This window comes from Comamonas granuli NBRC 101663, from assembly GCF_000739995.1.
GTDB classification, from domain to species: domain Bacteria; phylum Pseudomonadota; class Gammaproteobacteria; order Burkholderiales; family Burkholderiaceae_C; genus Simplicispira; species Simplicispira granuli.
The window spans coordinates 96,963-119,914 of the sequence record NZ_BBJX01000002.1 but is presented as its reverse complement, the minus strand read 5'-3'; the positions used below and the strand labels follow the sequence as shown (position 1 = coordinate 119,914).

Genomic DNA, 22,952 nt, shown 5'->3' with positions numbered 1-22,952 from the left:
TCAGCGCTGGGCCGGGGCATCCAGTGCCGCCACCAGGGCGGCCAGCTCGGCGTAGGCCACGGGCAGGCTGCGCTCGTGCCCCTGGGCCGAGGCAATGCGCAGCACCCAGTTGCCATGCGGCTGCGCCGCGTAGCGGCCGGCCAGCTGGCGCGCCAGGGCGGCGTCGATGGTGAATTCCAGGTCTTCGCGGTAAGTGCACTTGCGCTCCATCAGGTCGCGCAGGTTGCAGGTGGTCTTGTCCGACTGCGCGGTCAGGGCCGCGGTCTGCGGGCCTGCGGCGCCGTCGAAGCGTGCCGTGGCGTAGCGGTGGAAGGTGTAGTCCACATAGGTCAGCACCATGCTCACGCGCACCGCTGCTGCTCCGGCCGGGCCGCCGCGCACGGCGCTCAGGTAGGTGAGGTTCTGGAAGTCGGCGCTCTCCTGGTGGTGCGCCGCCTGCGTGCTCAGCAGCGTGCCCTGGCCGCCGGGGGCGGGCCCGGTGCGCATGCGCTGCGCATAGTGCCCGATCCGATAGCGGTGAGCCACGGACTCAAAGGCCGCCTGGTTGGGAATGGCCTTGAACAGGTATTCGCCATCCTTCCAGGCCGTGCCCTTCTTGAGCAGGGTGTGGCTGGTGCCCACCCCCTTGGGGAAGAAGGCGTGGTAGCTGATGCGGGCTGCGCTGGCGCCCTTCTCGGTGAGGGTGCTGCGCTCCGTGCCGCGGCATTCCACCGGCTTGCCGTCCGGCTGTGCCAGCGTGGCGATGCGCGCGCTGCACACGCCATCGGCGTCGCTGGTGCAGGACCAGCGGGTCAGCAGCTTTTCGGCGTTCCAGAACGGCCCCAGGCGCGCTTCGCATGCGCCAGCCAGGGTGGCGCCGGCAATGGGCGCGTCCTGCGCGTCGACGATGAGGAAGTGGGCCGTGCCCTCGGTCGTGGCGGGTGGCGCGGCCTGTGCAGCCGGCGCCAGCAGGAGTGCGGCCAGCGTGCAGGCCAACCGTGCCGTGGATGGGGAAGTCATGGGAGGGCAGCGTAGGAAGGGCACCGCGCGCCGCGCCGTGCCGGTGGGGTCCGGGGCCGCCATGGTACCCGCACCGTGGCCCCCGGCACCGCCAATCCCGCCCGTGCGGTGCGTGATTGGCGCCCGCCGGGGTTTTCTTTACAGCGCAGCCAGGCGCTGCTCCAGCGCGGCCTTGGTGTCGATCAGCTCCTGCGGCATGTGGTAGGAGAGCAGCTCGAAATGCGCGTCGTGCGACTTGAACTCCTCGGCCCAGGCCGCCTTGTCGATGCTCGTCACGGTCTTGAACTGCTCCGGCGTGAAGCTCAGGCCGGTCCAGTTGATTTCTTCGTACCGCGGCGCGATGCCGAACATGGTCTCCTGGCCCTGGGCCTGGCCCTCGATGCGGTCGAGCATCCACTTGAGCACGCGCATGTTGTCGCCGTAGCCAGGCCAGACGAACTTGCCATCCTCACCCTTGCGGAACCAGTTGACGCAGAAGATCTTCGGCAGGCTGTGGCCGGATTCCTCCAGCTTGTGCTCCATGTCGAGCCAGTGCTGGAAGTAGTCGCTCATGTTGTAGCCGCAGAAGGGCAGCATGGCAAACGGGTCGCGGCGCACCACGCCCTGGGCGCCGAAGGCGGCGGCCGTGGTCTCCGAGCCCATGGTGGCGGCCATGTACACGCCTTCCATCCAGGTGCGGGCCTCGGTCACCAGGGGCACGGTGGTCGAGCGGCGGCCGCCGAAGATGAAGGCGTCGATGGCCACGCCGCTCGCGTCGTCCCACTGCGGGTCGAGCGCCGGGTTGTTGGTCGCGGCCACGGTGAAGCGGGCGTTGGGGTGCGCGGCCTTGGCGCCGGTCTGCTTGGCGATCTCCGGCGTCCAGTCCTTGCCCTGCCAGTCGATCAGGTGCTCGGGCAGCTTGCCCTGGTCCTTTTCCATGCCTTCCCACCACACGTCACCGTCGTCGGTGAGGGCCACGTTGGTGAAGATCACGTCCTTGTCCAGGCTGGCCATGCAGTTGGGGTTGGTCAGCGTGTTGGTGCCGGGGGCCACGCCGAAGTAGCCGGCCTCGGGGTTGATGGCGTACATCTTGCCGTCGGCATGGGGCTTGATCCAGGCGATGTCGTCACCGATGGTCGTGACCTTCCAGCCGTCGAAGCCGGCCGGGGGCACGAGCATGGAGAAATTCGTCTTGCCGCAGGCGCTGGGGAAGGCGGCGGCCACGTGGTACTTCTTGCCCTGGGGGTTGGTCACGCCCAGGATCAGCATGTGCTCGGCCAGCCAGCCCTGGTCGCGGCCCATGGTGGAGGCGATGCGCAGCGCCAGGCACTTCTTGCCCAGCAGGGCGTTGCCGCCATAGCCCGAGCCGTAGGACCAGATCTCGCGCGTTTCGGGGTAGTGCACGATGTACTTGGTGGTCGGGTTGCAGGGCCAGCTCGTCTGGTCCTTCTCGCCCGCGGCCAGCGGGGCGCCCACGGTGTGCATGCAGGGCACGAATTCGCCCTCCACGCCCAGCACGTCGTACACGGCCTTGCCCATGCGCGTCATCAGTTTCTGGTTCACGGCGACGTAGGCGCTGTCGGTCAGCTCCACGCCGATGTGGGCGATGTGGCTGCCCAGCGGGCCCATGGAGAACGGCACCACGTACATGGTGCGGCCCTGCATGCAGCCGTCGAACAGCGGCTGCAGCGTGGCGCGCATCTGGGCCGGGTCCATCCAGTTGTTGGTGGGGCCAGCGTCTTCCTTCCTGGCCGAGCAGATGAAGGTGCGGTCTTCCACGCGCGCCACGTCCGACGGGTCGGACCAGGCCAGGAAGCTGCCCGGACGCTTGGCAGGGTTGAGCTTCTTGAAGGTGCCGGCGTCGACGAGCTGCTGGCATAGGCGGTCGTACTCTTCCTGCGAGCCGTCGCACCAGTAGATGCGGTCGGGCTTGCACAGGGCGGCCATGTCGGCCACCCAGGCGAGCAGGCGGGCGTTCTTGACGTAAGCGGGGGCGTTGATATTCAAGCCCTGCATGGTGGGTGCGTTCATCGGAAGCTTCCTGAAGTTGAAAAACGGTTTTTCAAAGGAAGCGGGCGGGCCAGAACGCCATCCTGGCCACGCCACTGCGCGGCATGGCCACCCGGGCACTGCCTTTGAAAAAACGGCTTTCCCCTCACGCCGCAGGCAGGCGGGGCGGTACCTGCGGCCGGCACGCCAATGCCGCGCACTAGCCGGGATGCCGATTTTAAGAAGCTGCTGAAAATTTGTCTGTCAGACAGGGGGTAGAATCATGCAAAAGATGCATGATGTTATGCATTGATATCTGGCGTCGGTGCGCCTGCGCGCCAGCGCTCGAAGCCCTGGCGTCGCAGGGTGCACGCCGGGCAGTGCCCGCAGCCATGGCCCCAGGCGTGCAGGGCGCCGCGCTCGCCCAGATAGCAGGTGTGCGTGAGGCGCACGGTCAGGTCCACCAGCGGCGCGCCGCCAAGCGTGCGCGCCAGTTCCCAGGTCTGGGCCTTGTCCAGCCACATGAGCGGCGTCTCGATGGTGAAGCGCTGGCCCATGCCCAGGCTGAGCGCCACCTGCAGCGCCTTGATGCTGTCGTCGCGGCAATCGGGGTAGCCGGAGAAGTCCGTCTCGCACATGCCGCCGACCAGCGTGTGCAGGCCGCGGCGGTAGCCCAGGGCGGCCGCCATCTGCAGGAACAGCAGGTTGCGCCCGGGCACGAAGGTGTTGGGCAGGCCCGCGGCGTCCAGGGTGATGGCGCTCGCGCGCGTGAGCGCCGTGTCGCTGATCTGGCCCAGCACCGACAGGTCGAGCAGGTGGTCCGCGCCCAGGCGCGGCGCCCAGGCGGGAAATTGCGCGCGCAGGGCCGCCAGCACCTCCTGGCGCGCCTGCAGTTCGACGCGGTGGCGCTGGCCGTAGTCGAACCCCACGGTTTCCACCCGGCCGAAGTGCGTCAGCGCCCAGGCCAGGCAGGCCGTGGAGTCCTGGCCGCCGGAGAACAGGACGAGGGCATGGCCATTGCGCATGGAGGGCACCTTCAGGGAACGGACAAAAACAGCAAAGCCCCGCCGGGCGGGGCTTGCAGGACGGGAGCGCGGACCGGCCTCAGGCCATGGTCACGGCAATCATCGCCAGCAGGAAGATCATGATGGCGCCGACCACGGGCAGCACCACGGGAATGTAGGGAACCACCTCTTCCACCGGATCGGGGGTGGCGCTGGCGGCTGCGGCGGTGCTGGGGTGCGACATGGCAGGTCTCCGTCGGTTGATGTGGCGAAAATTCTAGCGCCACCGCGCGCGCCGTGCAGCGGCCGGGGCAATCGGGTGGCGCCGCCCTACATGCGCGAGGCGCTCATGCCCGCGCCGTGCAGGTGGCCCAGCAGCTCCTGCACATGCGCATGGCCGCGCGTCTGCAGCACGAGCTCGATCTCCACATTCTGCGCCGCCAGCATGGTGAAGGCGCGCTGGTGGTGCACCTCCTCGATGTTGGCACCCGCGTCGGCCAGCGTGGCCGTGATGCGCGCCAGCGCGCCGGGCACATCGCGCGCGCTCACGCGGATGCGCGCCAGCCGCCCGGAGCGCACCATGCCGCGCTCGATGATGGCCGCCAGGAGCAGCGGGTCGATGTTGCCGCCGCTGAGCACCAGGCCCACCTTCTTCCCGTGAAAGCGTTCGGGGTGGCGGATCAGCGCCGCCAGCCCGGCCGCGCCTGCGCCCTCGACCAGGGTTTTTTCGATCTCCAGCAGCATCAGCAGCGCCTGCTCGATATCGCCCTCGTCCACGAGCAGCAGCTCGTCCACGAGGCGGGCCACCACCTCCTGCGTGATCCGGCCGGGCGTGCCCACGGCTATGCCCTCGGCAATGGTGGAACTGCCCATGGGGTGCTGCGTGCCCTGCACGGCGTTGACCATGGAAGGAAAGCGCAGCGTCTGCACGCCCACCACCTCGATGCCAGGCTTGAGCGCCTTGGCCGCCGTGGCCACCCCGGCGATCAAGCCGCCGCCGCCCACGGAGATGACCAGGCTGTCGAGGTCCGGCTGCGCGCGCAGCATCTCCAGCGCCAGCGTGCCCTGGCCCGCGGCGATGGCCTCGTCGTCATAGGGGTGCACAAAGGTCAGGCCCTGCGCATCGGCGAGCTGGTAGGCATGCGCGCGCGCCTCCTCCAGCGTGTCGCCGTGCAGCACCACCTCGGCGCCAAAGCCGCGCGTGCGCTCGACCTTCACTCCGGGCGTGAAGCGCGGCATGACGATCACGGCGCGCAGGCCCAGGCGCTGCGCGTGGTAGGCCACGCCCTGGGCATGGTTGCCCGCGCTCATGGCCACCACGCCGCGCGCGCGCTCCTCGGGGGTGAGCTGCGCCAGCTTGTTGCAGGCGCCACGCTCCTTGAACGAGGCCGTGAATTGCAGGTTCTCGAACTTGAGGAACACCTGCGCGCCCACGATTTGCGAGAGCGTGCGGGATTCCACGCAGGGGGTCTCCAGCACCTGGCCTTGTAGGCGGGATGCGGCCTCCTGGATGTCTTGAAGGGTGATCATGTCCGGCATTGTGGCAACAAATGCCCCATGGCGGGGGGCATTCTTGCGTGATGCGCCGCCGCGCTGTGCGTCCTCCGTTCTGCCCGGTGGCGGTGTAGAGTAACAAGGCGTATCGTGCTGCGTGCCTTGCAACGGTCATGGGCGCTGTCCGGATACTCCCAGCCACCAGGATTTTCAGCACCATGCACCCAGATCGCCAGCGCAAGATTCGCGAGCTGTTCGACGAGTACATCGAGATGTACGCCGCACGGGATGACCGCCTGACCACGCGCTTCAGCCAGGAATTCAGTGGCTACCCTGGCAGCGGAACCCGGCTGATCCACGACCGCGACGAATGGGTCCGCATCACCCGTCAGGACTTTGCCCAGGTGCCCGGCCGCATCCGCATCGACATGCTCGACCTCGCGCTGCAGGACCTCAGCGAAGACGTGGTGGTGACCACCGCCTTCTTCCACATCCACCTGCCCAGCGGCGGTCACCAGCTGTCGAAAGAAGTGGCACGGCTGGTGCTGATCTTCCGCCGCGAAGGTGAGGTGTGGCTGATCGTGCACTGCAGCTATTCCATCCCCTACCAGAGTACGCAGGACGGTGAGGTCTACCCCCTCAAAGGCCTGCAGGAGCAGAACAGCGCCCTGCAGGCCCTGGTGGCCGAACGCACCCGGGCGCTGCACGACAGCCAGGCGCTCTACCGCCTGCTCACGGAAGACGCGCAGGATGTGCTGTGGCGCACCGACGCCCGGCTCATCGTCAACTACATCAGCCCGGCGGACGAGCGTCTGCGCGGCTTTCGGGCCGACGAAGTGCTGGGCCACCATGTGTTTGACATGTTCAACGACGAAGGCGTCGCCGTAGTGAAAGCCATGATCGCGCGCCGCGCACAGGAGGAGGCGTCCGGCGCGCCGGTCGGGTTTCTGAACTTTCAGGTGCAGCACCGCTGCAAGGACGGCCGCCTGATCTGGGGCGAGGTCATGTCCAAGCCCGACCGCAACGCGCAGGGCGAAATCATCGGCTACCACGGCATCACGCGCGAGATCACCGAGCGCAAGCGGCTGGAAGAGCAGGTGCGCCAGCTCGCCTTTTACGATCCCCTCACCCACCTGGCCAACCGCCGCCTGCTGGTAGAGCACCTCGAGCAGGCCATGTCGGCCAGCAAGCGCAGCCACCGCCATGGCGCGCTGCTGTTCCTCGACCTCGACAACTTCAAGCCTCTGAATGACACCCACGGCCACGGCGTAGGCGACCTGCTGCTGATCGAAGTGGCCGAGCGCCTGAAAGCCTGCGTGCGCGAAGCCGACACCGTAGCCCGTTTTGGCGGCGACGAGTTCGTCGTGCTGCTGTGCGAACTGAGCACGCAGCCCGGCGAGGCCTCCGAACAGGCCGCAGCCATCGCGGAGAAAGTCCGCACCCGCCTGGCTGAGCCCTATATGCTCCAGGTAGCACCCTCCGCTCCGGCCATCAGACACCAATGCACCGCCAGCATTGGCGTGGCGGTATTCCACGGGCGTGACGAGCCCCAGAGCGCTGTGGTCGACCGGGCAGACGCGGCGATGTACCTGGCCAAGGAGGAGGGACGCAACCGCATCCAGTTCGGGCCCGGTGCGACAGTGCGACCGCAGCATCGGCACGGGCCTGTCTAAAACAATAGCGGCCCGCGCTGGATAGATAAGGGCGGATTCGAGTCCAAGTGCAACATTTGTTCAATGCACTGAATCAGCCTGGGCCTGAGCAACACCGTCAAGCGCACCCGCAAGCGCGAATTCCTGGATGCCATGGAGTTGGTGGTTCCGTGGGCTGAACTGGTCTCGCCGATAGAGCCCTATGCCCGCCGAGGGCGGGCGCCGGGGCCAGCAGCCCTTTGCAGTACAGACCCTGCTGCGCATCCACTTCACGCAGCAATGGTTCAAGCTCAGTGACCCGGCGATGGGAGAAGCGCTGCACGACGTGCCAGCCATTCGTGACTTTGCAGGCCTGTCCCACTGGGACGAGCGCATCCCCAGCGAATCGAGCATCCTGCGCTTTCGTCACTTGCTCGAGCGCCACAAGCTGGCTGAGCAAATCCTGGCCACCGTCAATGCACTGCTGCAAGCCACAGGGCTGCAATTCAAAGCGGGCGCGGTGGTGGATGCCACGCTCATTGCAGCACCCAGTTCCACCAAGAACCAAAGCGGCGAGCGCGACCCCGAGATGCACCAAAGCAAGAAGGGCAACCAGTGGTACTTTGGCATGAAGGCCCACATTGGAGTGGATGCAGATTCGGGCCTAGTGCACACGGTGCGAGGCACCAGTGGCAACGTCGGTGATGTGATCGAAGCCCACAGCCTGCTGCAAGGGCAGGAGACGCACGCCTTTGGCGACGCAGGCTACCCAGGGGTGGACAAGCGCCCTGATGCTCGGCAAACCGTGCGCTGGCATGTGGTCATGCGCCCGGGTTTGCGCCGCGCCCTGGACAAGGACAAGGACAAGCCCGTGGATGCGCTGATCGACCAGCTCGAACGCACCAAGGCCCGCATCCGGGCGAAGGTGTGGGATCAAAAGACTGTCACCGCCATGGGGTGACAGGGCGCTGGTCATGGGGCCGACGGCGGGCCCGGCTGTCTCCACGGGCGCGGTCAGGGGCGGGCTGGCAGGAGGCTGCTGGCGTGCTGGCCCAGGTCAGATACCGGTCTTGGGAGGGTGGGGCGTGCATGCCACGCGCCGCGGATCGGTTGGTTGTTTCGTGTCTTTTGAGTCTATCAGTGTTTATTTTATGCTGAACATGCCTCTTTTGTGTTCATCATCGAGATGAGGCGAAGGCTATCCTCCTGTCTCGCACAGATCTGGAGCGTGGCCGAAGGGGGTGTTTCATCAGGGTTTTTACTAGTCCCAAAGGGGCTTCCCGCCCATAAGATGAGCGCCGCTCACTAATAAATGAACACCGCTCACTAAGTCATGCCCAAGCCATCGACCTCCCGCGCAAAAGACGCTCGCCCGACGGCCGACGGCCATGCGGGCGAGCTGCCGGAGCCTGCACAGGCGCGGCAAAAACGAAACCAGCGCCTGCCCAAGGCAGTGCGGGAGCAGCAGATCCAGACAGCAGCGCTCAAGGTATTCCGTGAGAAGGGATACCACGCAGGTTCGATCAGCGAGATCGCCAAAGAAGCGGGTTTGGCCGAAGGGGCTTTGTACAAGTTTTATCGATCAAAAAAAGAAATTCTTGAGGCGGTAATTTGCGCTTGGTACGAAATAACGTTGCGCGAATATGAAGTCAGTCTCGCGGAAATAGCGAATCCCTACGATCGAATCCGATTTGGCATTGCACACAACCTCCGGTGCTTGTGCCAGGATGTCGCCATCGCAAATCTCTATTTGGAACTGCGCCGTGACCATTATTTTCGGAGCTCGAGGCTCATAGATTACAACAAAAAATACATTGGGCGAATGAAGTCTACGATTCGAGAAATACAGGAGAACAACCACGGCATCACGCACGGAACGCGTCCCTCCCTGGTGGTAGAAATGATTTACTCCATGGTAGAGACCAAAAGCGAGCTTTATCGAATGGGCGAGCGCAGCATCGATAACGACGAGGTGGTTAACCAGATCTACGAACTGGTATTGAAGGTTATTTAGGAGACAGAAGTGAAAATAGATGTGAATTCCTTGCGCGGACGGCGGAATACCGATCGTTGAAATCGGGTATCCATGGGCGACCTGTTCGAGCGAATCAAATGGGCCGATCCGATGCGTAAGGTCTTGCGCGCCTGGGACGGGGCCTACGAATCACCTGATAACGCGGAGCTGACCGCCGCGCGGGCGGATATTCTGGCAAATCAATACGCAAATGCCATGCGGTCTGCCGGCGTGAGCGCGGGGCGCATTGTCGTGATGGTTTGTGAGAATTCGGCAGAGGCCATTCTTGCGAAGATCGGTATGGCAAAAGCGGGGGTGACGGTCGCACCGGTGAATCCCAACCTCAGCGACGACGTACTGGAACAATTGATTGAACTGTGCGAGCCGGCAGCGCTCGTGACGGACTCGGATTTTGCCGACCGTGTGATGCGTCTGGCGGCGAAAACCAAAATCCCGGTCCTGCACCAGATCAGGCTTGCCGCCAAGGACGCCCCGATGCGCACATTCGCCGAGTTCGTCGCCGAGGCATCGGACGCCGAGCCCGAAGTGGAGATCCATGGTGACGATATCTGGGAGCTGTTGTTCACGTCTGGCTCCACCTCCACGCCCAAGGGCGTCATGGTGTCGCACACCAACACCATGTTCGCGGCCCTGAGCTTCAATGGCATCGGCATGATCGGCATCGACTACGAATCCGATTTCGTGATGTGCTCGTTCCTGCCGATCATCTACCACGTCGGCGACGGCATTATCTACAACACCATCATGTCGGGCGGCAAGGCCGTCATCGGCCGCAGGATGAATCCGCGTCTGCTTGCTGAAGCGATCGACCAAGAAAAAGTGACCTCACTCTGGGGTGGGGCACCCCAAGCGATCGACGCTGTCACGGCGGAGTTCGAAAAAGACGGCGATCTCTCCGCTGCGAGCCTGAAAACCGTCATCTTTGGCTGGGCGCCGATGAATCCGCAACTCCATGCCAAGGCACGCCGTCATCTCGGCGAAGGGGTCAAATTCATCGAAATCATCGGGCAGACCGAGGTCGTCTGCGCGCACCGCTTCTGGATAGAGAAGCACCCCGAGCTCTTCCAGCGCACCTCGCCGCAGGAAAACTACGTTGGCCAGCCGCATGGCCTCATGGCCGCAAAAATCGCGGGGCCGGACGGCCAGGCCATTCCGATGGGTGATTTCTCTGTGGGCGAGGCGGCCTACCGCTCGCCGGCACTCATGGCGGGCTATTACAAGAAACCCGAGGACACCCGCGATGCATTCCGCGGCGGCTGGTTCCACGGCGGTGACGCTTTCAAGTGGGGCGAAGAAGGGCAGCGCATTCTTGCCGACCGATTCAAGGACATCGTCAAGACCGGCGGTGAAAACGTCACCTGCATCCGCGTCGAGGCCATTCTCAATGCCCACCCGGCAGTGCTCAAGACCGCGATCGTGGGCCTTCCGCACGACCGCTGGGGGGAGGCCGTCACCGCCTTCGTGGTGCGAAAACCCGGCGCTGCCGTCGACGACAAGGAGCTGAGGGAGCTGGCCAAGCAGCGCCTGGCGCCCTTTGAGCAGCCCAAGCAATACGTCTTTGTGGACGCCTTGCCCGAGACCGTCGGAGGCAAGGTGCAGAAACACGTCATTCGAAGCACCTATACCAATCTCTATAAGGAAACCCAGTGAGTTACCAGCACATTCTCGTCAACGTCGATGGCGGCCGGGCCGACATCCGCCTGAATCGACCCGCAAAGTACAACGCCCTGCTTCCGGAGATGTGCGAGGAACTGGCTTCGGCTGCCGAGCAATTGGCCGCCCGACCAGACGTCAAATGCATTGTGTTCAGCGGTGAAGGCAAGAACTTCAGCGCCGGGTTTGACGTAGCCTGCGAACAAAGCGCCACGGATACCAAGAGCATCTGGATCGCCAACAAGCGCATGCAAAACGCATTCGCGCGCATCAATGAGCTGCCCGTGGTCACCGTCTGCGCGCTGCGGGGCTACGTGGTCGGTGCCGGTTTTCTGCTGGCTGCGGTCTGCAATCTGCGTTACGCCACGCCGGACACCATTTTCTATGTGCCGGAACTGGACATGGGCATCCCGTTCTCTTTGGGCGGCGTGGCCACGATCGCCCGCTATATCGGCATCACGCGCACGGCGGAGATGGTGCTGACCTGCAACAAGGTGACGGCATCCAGCCCGTACATGGAAGGCTTCGTGACCCGCGTACTCGAAGAAGACAAGCTGATGCCCTTTGTGGACGAGATCGTCGCCGATGTGGTGAAGCGCCCCAGTTCGCTGCTGCTGAGCTCGCTCTCGACGATCCGTGAAGCCGAGCGCGGTCTGATGCCCAACCCGGCCAGCGACCTGTTCACGATGCTGTTCGTGGACGTGGAAGAAGAAGCGAAGACGGTCCGAACCAACTACTCGAAGCGATTCAAGTCCTGAAACACCGGAGAAAACCCATGAAACTCAAGACGATTATTCAAGCCGCACTGCTGTCCTGCGCCCCGGCGCTGGCCATGGCCCAAACCGTGCAAATCGGCGTGCCCGCCATCCAATCCGGCACCATGGCCCAGTTTGGGACCAACTTCGTCAACGGAGTGAATACGGCGCTCCAGGAAGTCAATGCCGCGGGCGGCATCACGGTGGGTGGCAAGAACCACAAAGTCGAAGCCGTGTTCTGCGACACCCAGGCCGATTCGGCCAAGTCGGCGGCCTGCGGGCGCCGGCTGTCATCGCAGAACAAGGTGGCCGCCATGGTCATGGCGACCAGCATCGAGACCTTCCCCATTATCGGCTTCAACGCCACCTCCAATCCTCCATTCGTCGTCGTCACTTCCTCTGCATCGAACAAGCTGGTGCAGGCGAACAACCCCCTGGTGGTGCGCTATTGGTACAACACCTACAGCTACATGCCCGGCCTGACCGCCAAGTTTGCGCAAGTCTTCAAGAACGAAGGTCGCAAGAGCAGCAAAGTGGGCTTCATGCAAAGCGAGGACGAGTTCGGCAAGGCCTGGGTCGAAACTTTCTCCGAGGGTTGGAAGAAGGCCGGGGGGCAGGTCGGGGCCCTGTCCACCTGGGTGATTGGCACGACCGACTTCTATCCGCAGATCACCTCGTTGCTGCGCGACAAGCCGGACCTCATCGGGCTGCCCGGCGCCTGCCCGGCGATCGCGCCCATCATCAAGCAAGCGCGCGAACTGGGGTTCACCGGCGACTTCATCATCGACCTGGCCTGCGATCCGGATGAACTGGGCAAGTTCGTCAAGGCCGACCAGTACAAGAACTCCTACTTCCTGGGTTCGCAGTGGAACCTCGACAGCGCACCCGTGAAGCGCTTCAAGGAGCAGTACGCCAAGGTCAGCAAAACCGATCCGACGGTGATCAGCGCCGACGGGTATGGCCAGACGATGTGGGTGCTCAAGGCCATGGAAAAAGCCGGCACCACCACCGACGCCGCCAAGATTCGCCAGTCCTTGGGCGAAGTCCTGGCAGGTGACTGGAACCTGCTTGGCATCAGCAGCCTTCAAGCCAACGGCGAAACCGTGGCCAATGTCTTTCCGCGCCGCTTCCTTGACGCCGGAAAGATGGACAACCTCAACTAAAGCTTAAGGTCATGCACGATTTCGCCCAAATTCTTGCCAATGGATTGATGGCAGGGTGTGTCTACGGACTTGTGGCAGTGTCACTGGCGCTGGTATTCGGGGTCCTGGAAATACCGCAATTCGCCTTTGGCGCGCATGCGATGATCTCGGCCTATGCGCTGGCCTACCTGACATCGAACGAGTTTTCGTACTTTACGGCCCTGGCGTTGTCGGTTCTGGTCGGCATGGGGCTGGGCGCAATCGTGCAGCATCTGGTTTTCGAACCGCTTCGCGACAAGCCCCATGCCACGCTGTTCATCGCAGCCTTCGGCTTGCTGCTGATACTGCAAGGCATTGCCTTGCTGGCCTTCGGACCCAACCCGATGGTGGTGGAGCCGCCGGTCGCCGGTGCGGTGGAAATCATGGGGGCCCGGGTCACCTATCAGCGCCTGATCATCATCGCCGGCGTCCTGCTGGCGGTCATTGGCCTGAACGTCTTCCTGACGAAGACGCGCCTGGGGCGCGCGATCCGTGCGGCCGGACAGAACCCGTTCGGCGCGCTCGTGGTGGGTATCTCGCCGCGCAAGATCGCGATGCTGACGATGGCGGTGGGCAGTGGTCTGTCGGCGGTGGCTGGCGGGCTGCTGGCGCCCATCTCTCAGGTCTATCCCACGATGGGGGATTTCCTGGTCCTCAAGGCCTTCATCATCGTGGTGATGGCCGGTATGGGTTCCATCAATGGCGCCCTGGTGGCCGGGCTCTTCGTCGGCATCACAGAGTCCTTCGGATCTGCGTATTTCTCGCCCCACATCCGCGATGCCTACTCGATCATTTTCCTGATCGCGATTTTGATATTCAAGCCCAGCGGGGTGTTTGGCAAGGCCGGGAGGGTCGGATGATGGAGCGCAAATCCTTGCTCGTGTGGCTGGTCGTCTTCTTTGTGCTGGTGCCGTTCTTTTCCGGATCGGACTACCACCTCCAACTGGCCACCCAACTGCTGATTTTTGTCATTCTGTTCATCGGGGTCGATATCGCCGTCGGGCATGCCGGTCTGGTATCGGTGGCGCATGGTGCCTTGTTCGGCGTCGGTGCCTATGCCACCGCGGTACTGACGGTGGACCACGGGTTCAATTTCTGGTGGAGCATTCCCGTGGGCATTGCGCTGGCGGCCCTTTTTGGACTCTTGATCGGCGTGCTCACACTGAAGCTGGCGGGGCATTACTTCGTGATTGCCACGATGGCGTTTGCGCTGCTCATTCACATCGCGTCCAAGAATCTGGCCATTACCCACGGCGAACTCGGGATCTCCAATATCGCCAAACCGGGCGTGCTCGATGGGTTCCCGGAGCAGCAAGCCCTGGCTTTCTATTTTCTGATTGCCACTGCCGCCCTGATCATCGCCGCCGTCTACTTCTGGCTGATGCGCTCCGCCTTCGGCCGCCGCCTGCGGGCCATCCGGGACAACCCCTTGCTGGCGGACGCCATTGGCATCGACATCTCGACCGCCAAGCTTTTGGCATTCGTGGTCAGCGCGTCCATTGCCGCGATCGCGGGTTCGTTCCATGCGGTGTTTCTCACCTACATCAACCCGGCCGTGACCGGCTATGAGCTTGGATTCACTGCGCTGATGGCGCTGATCATCGGGGGGCGCACCAGCATCGGCGGGATCATCATCGGTGCCTTCATTTTTGCCATCCTCCCCGAGATCCTGCGCGATGCGGAGCAGTACCGGCTGGTGATCATGGGTGCCATTCTGATTGTCGTGGTCCAGCGTGCTCCGTCGGGCATCTATGGAAAGCTTGTCGATTGGACAGGCCAGATTCGAAAGTGGCGTGCATGAGCGAAGTTCTTTTGAAAGTCGAGAGCCTGAGCAAGTCCTTTGGCGGCCTGCGTGCGGTGTCTGAGGTCAGTTTCTCGGTGCACACCGGCGACATCTATGGGGTGATCGGCCCGAACGGCGCCGGCAAGAGCACTTTGTTCAATGCGATCGCCGGTGTCATCCGGCCCAGCGCCGGCAAGGTGTACTACCAGGGCCAGGATGTTTCCACCCTCGGTGCATTTCGCAAGTGCCGCCTGGGCATTGGGAGAACGTTTCAATCCTCCCAGTCGTTCGCGCATCACACCGTGGAGGAGAACCTGCAGGCGGCCGCGTACGGTCCGGCCTCATCGCTCAAGTCCTGGATTCGATCCCGGCTGACCGATGCGGAGGCGCGGCAAGTGGCGTCGGTGCTGGAGCTCACGGGGCTGGCCCCGCTGCGGGACAAATATCCCGCCGACCTGAACAACCTGGAGCTCCAGAAACTGAGCATTGGCATGGCGCTGGTGAATCAGCCCAAGCTGCTTTTGCTGGATGAGCCGTCGGGCGGTTTGATCGAGGCCGAGGTGAACCTTTTGAAGGAATTCCTGCGCAGCCTGAAAGCCAAAGGCATCACTCTGGTGCTCATCGATCACAAGATGAGCCTGGTGATGGACATCTGCAATGACATCACGGTCATCGCCGCCGGCAAGTATGTCGCCAGCGGCAACCCGGAGAGCTTGCTGAGCAACCCTCTGGTTCGTGAAGTCTATCTCGGGCATAACTGAAATGAGTCAAGCACTACTGAGCGTGTCCGGACTTTCCGTTTCCTACGGGAAAAAGGTGGCCGTGTCGAACGCATCGCTGCGCGTGGAACGGGGGGAGTGCGTGGCACTCATTGGCACCAATGGAGCAGGCAAATCGTCCTTGCTCAAGACCATTTCCGGCGTCCAGGCCATGACCTCGGGAGAGGTGGAATTCAACGGAGAAAACTGCAGTGCCTGGGATACCGCGACCGCCGTTCGCAATGGCCTGATCCTGTGCCCTGAAGGAAGGCAGATATTCCCGCGCATGAGCGTGCTGGACAACATCACCCTGGGTGCGTTCCAGCGCCGGCTGTCCAAGCACCAATTGCAGGAGGAACTGTCCAAGCTGGAGGCGCTGTTTCCCATCCTGCGTGAGCGCCGTCAGCAGGAGGTCGGGACCTTGAGCGGGGGCGAGCAGCAGATGGTCGCCATTGCGCGCGCCCTGATGGGTGCGCCCAAATTGCTCTTGCTGGATGAGCCCTCGCTCGGGCTCTCTCCCATCATGACCGACAAGCTCTTTGAGACCATCCTGGCCATCGTGAACCAGGGCTGCTCCATCCTGATCGCGGAGCAGAACGTCTATTCGACGCTCAAGTGCTCCAGCCGGGCGTATGTCGTCGAGTCGGGGGCCGTTTCGGATTCATACACCTCCGACGAGGTGGTGCGCGACCCCCATTTACTCCTCAGCCTTCTGGGGCAATAACACCCGGTTCCACTCCAGCGCGCGCGTGCGCCAGTGCGCCTCGATGGTCTGCGTGAAATCCGCACGCACCAGCTTGGCGCGGGCCTGCAGCCAATCGGCGTTCTCGCGGCGGATGACGATGCCCTCCAGCGGGCCCTGGCGGAACTGGCTGTGGCGGCTGTGCACCCAGTCGCGCAACTGGTCCAGCGTGGCCTCGCCCGCGTGCAGGCGCGGCACCGTGACCAGGCCCCGTTCGGCCGCCCAGGCGTTGCGCCGTGCGGTGCTCCAGAAGCGCTGCTCCTGGCGGTCGTACACGTCGAACAGCAGCCACCAGTCGGGCAGGGCGGCGTAGTCCAGCGAGTGGCGCGCCGCGCACCATTCGCCAAACGCCACCAGGTGCGCGCCCAGGCCATCGAACAGCTTGTCCTCGTGCGCGGCGAGCCACGGGCCCAGGCGGGCGAACTGGCCGTGGAAGGGCTGGGGCAGGTACTGGCCGCGGTTCTGGGCGCGCAGCACACCGTCGGGCGAGACGGAAAAGCCCAGGTTGGCGCCGTCGAGCTTTTCCTCGAGCACCACGGGGCCGCTGAGGAGCTCGTCGGCCTCGGCGGCGGAGAGCACCTTGTCGTCGCGCGGCGCGCCCGTGGCCAGCCAGGCGATGTGGGGGGTGTGGGGGAAGCGGAAGAATTCGGGCATAGACAGGCTATTTTGCGCGCCGTTCGGGCGGGTGTTTGCGGCGCCAGCGCGCGAGCAGCCATGCGGGCAGCAGGTGCTCGACTTCCAGGCCCACGGCGCGCAGCGCGCTTTCGCAGTCGATCCAGTCGGTGTCGCTGGCGTTGACGAGCCGGCAGGGGTGGCCGGCGTCGAGCGCCGCCAGCGCGGCGGCCACCATCTTGCGGTCGGCCAGGTCGGTCACTGCCGCGGCGAGCTCGGGCGGCAGCACGGCGTTGCCGTTCCTGTCGAGCAGCACGTCCACCCACACGACCTCGCCACGGTCCATCTTGTGCATCATGGCCAGCCAGCCGTAGTCCTGCTCGGTGAGCTTGTGGCGGTATTCGCCGCACACCAGCCAGTCCACGTCAAGCACGGCGTGGCGCGCGGGGTCGGCCTCGAAGGCTTCGAGCCAGTCCAGCACCTGCGCGCGCAGGGCGACTTCCTCCACGGGTGTGGCCTCGGCGTGAAAGGGCGAGCCCGCGTCGGCCGCGCTGGCGACGATGAGCACATTGGTATCCACCAGGCGGGCCTGCATCTCAATGGTTCCTTTCGGTGCAGGGTGTCTGTGTTGCATGCAGATGGCGCGGCCAGGCCAGCGGCCACCGCGCAAGGGCCGCCAGTACCTCAAGGTTCAGGCGCTGGTGGCGTCCCCCTTGCGCAGCGCGCAGCGCTGCCCGAGAAGGGGGAAGGCGCGAAGCGCCCCAGGGGGTTGTCATGCTTCTTCGCGCAGGCGTTGCAAGCGCGCCCGGGCCTGCTCGCGCGCCTCGCCCATGGCGTCGCCAAAAAAGCGCGGCGGCCAGTTGCGCACGGCGCCGAACGCGTCCACGTCCAGCGGCGTGAGCACGGCCTGGGCGCCGCGCCGCTCGACGAACAGCATGCGGCACTGCGCGGTGCTCACCTGGCGCCGCGCGATCAGGGTCTGCATGCGGCGGAACAGGTGCTCGGAGTGCGTCTCCACCACGAACTGCACCTGGCGCTGCTGGCTGACCTCGGCAAACATTTCGGCGAGCACGGCCTGGGCCAGGGGGTGCAGGTGCAGCTCGGGCTCTTCCACCAGCACGGTGCTGCCCGGCGCGGCGCTGTAGGCCACGGCCAGCACGGGCAGCACCTGGGCCACGCCCACGCCCACGTCGCGCAGGTTGGCGGCCACGCCGTCGTGGTGCACGCGCAGTTCGTAGCGGCCCGTGCGGCCCACGGGTTGCACGCTGAGCTGCTCGGCCATGCCCATGCGCTCCAGCCAGTGCGCCACACTGCGCAGCACGCTGCCCTGCTGCGGCGAGCGCACCAGGGCGCTGGCGAGCAGCGCGGCGCCGGCGTGCTGGCCGTCCGGCCCCAGTTCGCCCGGGGCGGCGCCGCTCCAGGCGAGCTCGCGCGCGGGCAGGCGGCGCAGCGGCCCGAGGTGGATGAGGGATTCGAGCGTGCGGTACAGCGCCAGGCTCAGGTCCTGCAGGTGCTGCGCGTCGGCGCCCAGCAGCGCCAGCGCCTGCGGCGGCAGGGCGATGGCGCGTTCGGGCGCCAACTCGGGGCCCACGCCGCGCGGGCGGGTGGCGCCGTCCACATACAGGGCGTAGGCGCCGTGCGCGCGCCGCACGAGCCGAAAGCTGCGCGCCACGCTGGCCAGCTCCAGGGTTTGCACCACCGGCGCGCCTTGGGCGGTGGCGCCCCAGGTGCAGGCGTAGCGCCCGCGCGCGCCGCGCTCGCCCTCGGGCCGCTGCCACTGCAGCGCGATGCTGCAGTGCTGCGGGGCCGGCAGGCCCTGCGCCAGCAGGGTGGCAAAACGGCCGATGTGCACCGCGTCGCGCCCCTCGTCCGTGCCCAGGTTCAGGTGCACGCTGCGGTCGGGCGCCAGGGCCGTCTGGCGCAGCAGCAGCAGGCTTTGCAGCAGCGTGGACTTGCCCGAGGAGTTGCTGCCCAGCAGCATGGTCACCGGCGCCAGCTGCACGGGCCCGCTGTCGTGCCAGGCCTTGATGCGGCGCAGGTGGAGCTGGTCGATCATCGCGCGGTCCTCTGGTTCATAGTTAAATAGGCCTGCAGGGCAGTGAATACGAGCGCGGCAAGCTATCGAAAATATAGCTCAGAAGGAGTCCGTGGCTCTGCTCAGGCCTTGAGCCCCAGGCGCCGGGCGAGCTTGTGCAGGTTGCTCGGGTCGATGCCGAGCTCGCGTGCGGCGCGGCTCCAGTGGCCGGCGTGGCGCTCCAGCGCCGCCTGGATGCTGTGGCGCTGGCAGGCGTCGAGCGCATCGCGCAGCGTCCGGGGCGCGGCGGTGCCGGCGCCGTCTGGCGCCAGGGCGGGCGCTGCGGGCGCTGCGGGCGCGGGGGCCGGCGCGGCGCCGGCCTGCAGGGCATCGAGGTCGAGCAGCGCGGCTTCGAGCGTGACGATGTGGTGCTGGCGCGCGCCCCGGCTCAGGGCCTTGAGGGCGGCGCGGCTGATCACGTGCTCCAGTTCGCGGATATTGCCTGGCCAGTGGTAGCGGCGCAGCGCGGCCTGCGCGTCGGCCGACAGGCGCAGGCTGCGCAGGCCCAGGCGGGCGCGGTTGAGCTCCAGAAAGCGCCCGGCCAGCAGCAGCACGTCGTCGCCGCGCTCGCGCAGCGGCGGGATGGGCACGGGGTAGACCGAAAGGCGGTGGTACAGGTCGGCGCGAAAGCTCCCGTCGCGCACGTGGTCGCGCAGGCTGCGGTTGGTGGCGGCCACCACGCGCACGTTCACGCGGCGCGGCTCGTCGGCGCCCAGGCGCTGGATCTCGCCGTTCTGCAGCGTGCGCAGCAGCTTGGCCTGCACGCTCAGGGGCAGCTCGCCCACTTCGTCGAGGAACAGCGTGCCGCCCTCGGCCGCCTCGAAGCGCCCGGGCCGGTCGGTCACCGCACCGGAGAAGGCGCCGCGGCGGTGGCCGAAGAGCTCGCTCTCGGCCAGCGACTCGGGCAGCGCCGCGCAGTTCACGTGCACCAGCGGCTTGTGGCGGCGCGGCGAGTGGCGGTGCAGGAAGCGCGCGAACAGCTCCTTGCCCACGCCCGTCTCGCCCAGCAGCAGCACGGGCAGGTCCGAGCCCGCGACCACCTTGACCTCGTGCTGCAGGCGCAGCAGGGCCTCGCTCTGGCCCAGGATCTCGCTGTCGTCCAGCGCGGTGCGCAGGTCCTGCTCGTCGGCGGATTCGCCCGGGAGCTGGCTGGAGGCGCGGCTGAGCGCCTGCACCTGCTGCTCCAGCCGCGTCACGCGCACGGCCGCCTGCACGTGCACGGTGCAGCGCGCCAGTTCGGCGCGGGCGCGGGCGTCGAAGGTGCCGGTCTGCAGCGCGTCCAGCGTGAGCACGCCCCAGGGCCGTCCGTCTACCTGCACCGCCACGCCCATGCAGTCGTGCACGGGCAGCGGCTCGCCCACCAGGGTGTCGAGCAGGCCGTCGTAGGGGTCGGGCAGGCTGCTGTCGTGGTCAAAGCAGGTGATCTCGCCGGCGCGCGCCAGGATGGCCGCCAGCCGCGGGTGCTGGTGCACGGCAAAGCGCCGCCCGAGCGCCTCGCTGACCAGGCCATCGACCGCCATGGGGCGCAGATGCCCTTCCTCCAGCCGCAGCAGCGCCACGGCGCCGCAGCAGAAATGCGCGCGCAGGCCGCCGATGAGGCGTTGCAGGCGCTGCTGGGGGGGCATTTGGGTGGCCAGGTCCACCAGCCAGGGAGCGTCAAAAAGGGTGTTCATGACCCGACTCAGGTAAATAAAACCAAATGGTTTTAGGGTAAACCATACCATGACACGGGTAAACCCTTGATTTGCAGGGCCTGCCAACCTGGCCCGGAGCGTGCAAGAGCAGTAGCGTCATTCACTCTGGCACACCCACCCCATGAAAACATCGATCGTGAACATCCACAGGCCCCAGAGAGGGCAGGCCGCCCAGGCATCGCGCGTGCGTGCACAGCACATGCGCCACCCGGAGGTGCGCCATGGGTAACTACCGCAAGCTCTGGTTCACGCTGATCGGCGTGCTCATCGTCTGCTTCAGCCTGCTGGGTTACTACGGCAGCGAGGTCTACCGCACCGCGCCGCCCATTCCGCACACCGTGCAGACCGAGGACGGCCGCGTGCTCTACACGCAAGAGAGCATTCTGGACGGCCAGACCGCCTGGCAGTCGGTGGGCGGCATGCAGCTCGGCTCCATCTGGGGCCACGGCGCCTACCAGGCGCCCGACTGGACGGCCGACTGGCTGCACCGCGAGCTGCTGGCCTGGCTGGACCTGGCCGCGCAGCAGCAGCACGGCAAGCCCTTCGACCAGCTCGACGCCGATGCCCAGGCCGTGCTGCGCGCGCGCCTGAAGACGGAGTACCGCACCAACACCTACGACCCGGCCACGGGCGCGGTGACGGTGTCCGCCCTGCGCGCGCAGGCCATGGCGCGCAATGCGGCGTACTACAGCGCGCTGTTCAGCGACGCGCCGCAGTACCAGAAGACGCGCGAGCACTACGCCATGAAGGAGAACACCCTGCCCAGCGCCGAGCGGCGCGCACAGATGGCGGGCTTCTTCTTCTGGACGGCCTGGGCCGCCGCCACCGAGCGCCCCGCCCAGGACGGCGGCGCCACCGGCGCCACCTACACCAACAACTGGCCGCACGAGCCGCTGGTGGGCAACCAGCCCACGGCGGAGAACATGATCTGGTCCGTCGCCAGCGTGGTCGTCATGATGGCCGGCGTGGGCTTTCTGATCTGGGCCTGGGCCTTCCTGCGCAAGCACGACGAGCAGGACCCCGCCGCCCCGCCGCACGACCCGCTGGCGCGCATCGCGCTCACGCCCTCGCAGCGCGCCCTGGGCAAGTACCTGTTCCTGGTGGTGGCGCTGTTCTCCTTCCAGGTCCTGCTGGGGGGCTTTACCGCGCACTACACGGTGGAGGGGCAGAAGTTCTACGGCCTGGACGTTTCGCAGTGGTTCCCCTACGCACTGGTGCGCACCTGGCACATCCAGAGCGCGCTGTTCTGGATCGCCACGGGCTTTCTGGCCGCAGGCCTGTTCCTCGCGCCACTGATCCACGGCGGCAAGGACCCCCGCTACCAGAAGCTGGGCGTGGACGTGCTGTTCTGGGCGCTGGTCGTGGTGGTGGTGGGCTCGTTCGTGGGCAACTACCTGGCCATTGCCCAGATCATGCCGCCCGAATGGAACTTCTGGCTGGGCCACCAGGGCTATGAGTTCGTGGACCTGGGGCGCCTGTGGCAGATCGGCAAGTTTGCCGGCATCGCGTTCTGGCTCGTGCTCATGCTGCGCGGCATCGTGCCGGCGCTGCGCCGGCCCGGCGGCGACAAGAACCTGCTGGCGCTGCTCACCGCTTCGGTGGTGGCCATCGGCCTGTTCTACGGCGCGGGCTTCTTCTACGGCGAGCGCACCCACCTGTCGGTGATGGAGTACTGGCGCTGGTGGGTGGTGCACCTGTGGGTGGAGGGCTTCTTTGAAGTCTTTGCCACCACGGCGCTGGCCTTCATCTTCTCCACGCTGGGGCTGGTGTCGCCGCGCATGGCCACGGCGGCGAGCCTGGCCTCGGCCTCGCTGTTCATGCTGGGTGGCGTGCCCGGCACCTTCCACCACCTGTACTTCTCGGGCACGACCACGCCGGTCATGGCCGTGGGCGCGGCCTTCAGCGCGCTGGAGGTGGTGCCGCTGGTCGTGCTGGGCCATGAGGCCTGGGAGCACTGGAGCCTGCAGCAGCGCGCGCCGTGGATGGCCCGGCTCAAGTGGCCGCTCATGTGCTTCGTCGCCGTGGCGTTCTGGAACATGCTGGGCGCAGGCGTGTTCGGCTTCATGATCAACCCGCCGATCTCGCTCTACTACATCCAGGGCCTGAACACCACGCCGGTGCACGCGCACGCTGCGCTGTTCGGGGTGTACGGCTTCCTGGCGCTGGGCTTCACGCTGCTGGTGCTGCGCTACATCCGTCCGGAGCTGGAGTTCAACGAGCGCCTCATGAAGACGGGCTTCTGGTGGCTCAACGCCGGCCTGGTGCTGATGATCGCCACCAGCCTGCTGCCCATAGGCCTGATCCAGTTCCACGCCAGCTTCACCGAGGGGTTGTGGCATGCGCGCAGCGAAGCCTTCATGCAGCAGCCGCTGCTGCAGCAGCTGCGCTGGGTGCGCACCTTCGGCGACGTGGTCTTCATCGTCGGCGCGCTCGCCATGGCCTGGCAGGTGGTGATCGGCGTGTTCGGCACGCGCACCCCGGCCGAACCCACGGGAGCCCCGCTGGCCGGCGCGCGGCGCTGATCCTTGGGCGCGGGGGGCCGGCCGCCCGCGCCGTCTTTGCAACGGAG

At 65.8% G+C, this 22,952-nt stretch carries 19 protein-coding genes and 1 pseudogene; 11 read left to right on the top strand and 9 right to left on the bottom strand.

Translation table 11 applies throughout. The features are described from left to right. The 5 genes from CGR01S_RS02270 to CGR01S_RS02255 form a co-directional block, all read right to left on the bottom strand. Positions 1-999: a hypothetical protein gene (locus CGR01S_RS02270; protein WP_156967484.1), complete on the bottom strand. Its 999-nt coding sequence runs from the start codon at positions 997-999 to the stop codon at positions 1-3. A gap of 138 nt (positions 1,000-1,137) precedes the next feature. After that, positions 1,138-3,009, bottom strand: a complete 1,872-nt coding sequence (locus CGR01S_RS02265) for a phosphoenolpyruvate carboxykinase (GTP) (RefSeq protein ID WP_042421969.1) — start codon at positions 3,007-3,009, stop codon at positions 1,138-1,140. Between the two features lie 260 nt (positions 3,010-3,269). Next, entirely contained in the window at positions 3,270-3,992 is a 723-nt protein-coding gene (queC, locus tag CGR01S_RS02260) for a 7-cyano-7-deazaguanine synthase QueC (RefSeq protein WP_042421968.1), read from the bottom strand. Positions 3,993-4,071: 79 nt separating this feature from the next. After that, on the bottom strand, positions 4,072-4,215 hold the full coding sequence (locus CGR01S_RS16830) for a hypothetical protein (RefSeq protein WP_169742444.1): 144 nt from the start codon (positions 4,213-4,215) through the stop codon (positions 4,072-4,074). A gap of 86 nt (positions 4,216-4,301) precedes the next feature. Continuing rightward, complete coding sequence (locus CGR01S_RS02255) at positions 4,302-5,501, bottom strand: threonine ammonia-lyase (RefSeq protein ID WP_042421966.1); 1,200 nt, start codon at positions 5,499-5,501, stop codon at positions 4,302-4,304. A gap of 182 nt (positions 5,502-5,683) precedes the next feature. Between CGR01S_RS02255 and CGR01S_RS02245 the strand changes: the two genes are divergently transcribed. From CGR01S_RS02245 to CGR01S_RS02200, 10 genes and pseudogenes are all read left to right on the top strand, one after another. Further along, positions 5,684-7,138, top strand: a complete 1,455-nt coding sequence (locus tag CGR01S_RS02245; RefSeq protein WP_052382479.1) for a diguanylate cyclase domain-containing protein — start codon at positions 5,684-5,686, stop codon at positions 7,136-7,138. A 72-nt stretch (positions 7,139-7,210) separates the two neighbouring features. Beyond that, positions 7,211-8,024: pseudogene (locus CGR01S_RS02240) on the top strand (IS5 family transposase); the annotation flags it as partial. Positions 8,025-8,429: 405 nt separating this feature from the next. Then, positions 8,430-9,110 carry a TetR/AcrR family transcriptional regulator gene (locus CGR01S_RS16280; protein ID WP_084690523.1) on the top strand — a complete coding sequence of 227 codons (681 nt, stop codon included), beginning with the start codon at positions 8,430-8,432 and terminating at the stop codon, positions 9,108-9,110. A 72-nt stretch (positions 9,111-9,182) separates the two neighbouring features. Next, a complete protein-coding gene (locus CGR01S_RS02230; RefSeq protein ID WP_084690522.1) occupies positions 9,183-10,781 on the top strand; it encodes a class I adenylate-forming enzyme family protein in 1,599 nt (532 codons plus the stop codon). Then, the gene (locus CGR01S_RS02225; RefSeq protein ID WP_052382477.1) at positions 10,778-11,542 is read left to right on the top strand and encodes an enoyl-CoA hydratase/isomerase family protein; all 765 of its coding nucleotides are present in this window, start codon (positions 10,778-10,780) and stop codon (positions 11,540-11,542) included. The genes CGR01S_RS02230 and CGR01S_RS02225 overlap by 4 nt, the downstream gene beginning before the upstream one ends. 17 nt (positions 11,543-11,559) lie before the next feature. Further along, complete coding sequence (locus CGR01S_RS02220; protein ID WP_042421963.1) at positions 11,560-12,702, top strand: ABC transporter substrate-binding protein; 1,143 nt, start codon at positions 11,560-11,562, stop codon at positions 12,700-12,702. Between the two features lie 11 nt (positions 12,703-12,713). Further along, on the top strand, positions 12,714-13,580 hold the full coding sequence (locus CGR01S_RS02215; RefSeq protein ID WP_042421961.1) for a branched-chain amino acid ABC transporter permease: 867 nt from the start codon (positions 12,714-12,716) through the stop codon (positions 13,578-13,580). Next, complete coding sequence (locus CGR01S_RS02210) at positions 13,580-14,521, top strand: branched-chain amino acid ABC transporter permease (protein WP_042421959.1); 942 nt, start codon at positions 13,580-13,582, stop codon at positions 14,519-14,521. The genes CGR01S_RS02215 and CGR01S_RS02210 overlap by 1 nt, the downstream gene beginning before the upstream one ends. Beyond that, positions 14,518-15,264, top strand: a complete 747-nt coding sequence (locus tag CGR01S_RS02205; protein ID WP_042421956.1) for an ABC transporter ATP-binding protein — start codon at positions 14,518-14,520, stop codon at positions 15,262-15,264. Before CGR01S_RS02210 ends, CGR01S_RS02205 begins: the two co-directional genes overlap by 4 nt. Before the next feature lie 22 nt (positions 15,265-15,286). Beyond that, the gene (locus CGR01S_RS02200; RefSeq protein WP_245616740.1) at positions 15,287-15,985 is read left to right on the top strand and encodes an ABC transporter ATP-binding protein; all 699 of its coding nucleotides are present in this window, start codon (positions 15,287-15,289) and stop codon (positions 15,983-15,985) included. Here CGR01S_RS02200 and CGR01S_RS02195 read toward each other — a convergent pair. The 4 genes from CGR01S_RS02195 to norR form a co-directional block, all read right to left on the bottom strand. Further along, positions 15,959-16,657, bottom strand: a complete 699-nt coding sequence (locus CGR01S_RS02195; RefSeq protein ID WP_042421952.1) for an RNA ligase family protein — start codon at positions 16,655-16,657, stop codon at positions 15,959-15,961. The two genes, CGR01S_RS02200 and CGR01S_RS02195, sit on opposite strands and share 27 nt — an antisense overlap. Positions 16,658-16,664: 7 nt before the next feature. Beyond that, complete coding sequence (locus CGR01S_RS02190) at positions 16,665-17,210, bottom strand: hypothetical protein (RefSeq protein WP_042421950.1); 546 nt, start codon at positions 17,208-17,210, stop codon at positions 16,665-16,667. 177 nt (positions 17,211-17,387) lie between these two features. Beyond that, entirely contained in the window at positions 17,388-18,671 is a 1,284-nt protein-coding gene (locus tag CGR01S_RS02185; protein ID WP_042421948.1) for an AAA family ATPase, read from the bottom strand. Positions 18,672-18,772: 101 nt separating this feature from the next. Then, positions 18,773-20,362, bottom strand: a complete 1,590-nt coding sequence (norR, locus tag CGR01S_RS02180; RefSeq protein ID WP_042421946.1) for a nitric oxide reductase transcriptional regulator NorR — start codon at positions 20,360-20,362, stop codon at positions 18,773-18,775. A 242-nt stretch (positions 20,363-20,604) separates the two neighbouring features. On the opposite strand from norR, the gene CGR01S_RS02175 reads away from it, so the two are divergent. Then, entirely contained in the window at positions 20,605-22,905 is a 2,301-nt protein-coding gene (locus CGR01S_RS02175) for a nitric-oxide reductase large subunit (protein ID WP_042421943.1), read from the top strand. The last annotated feature ends 47 nt before the right edge of the window (positions 22,906-22,952 follow it).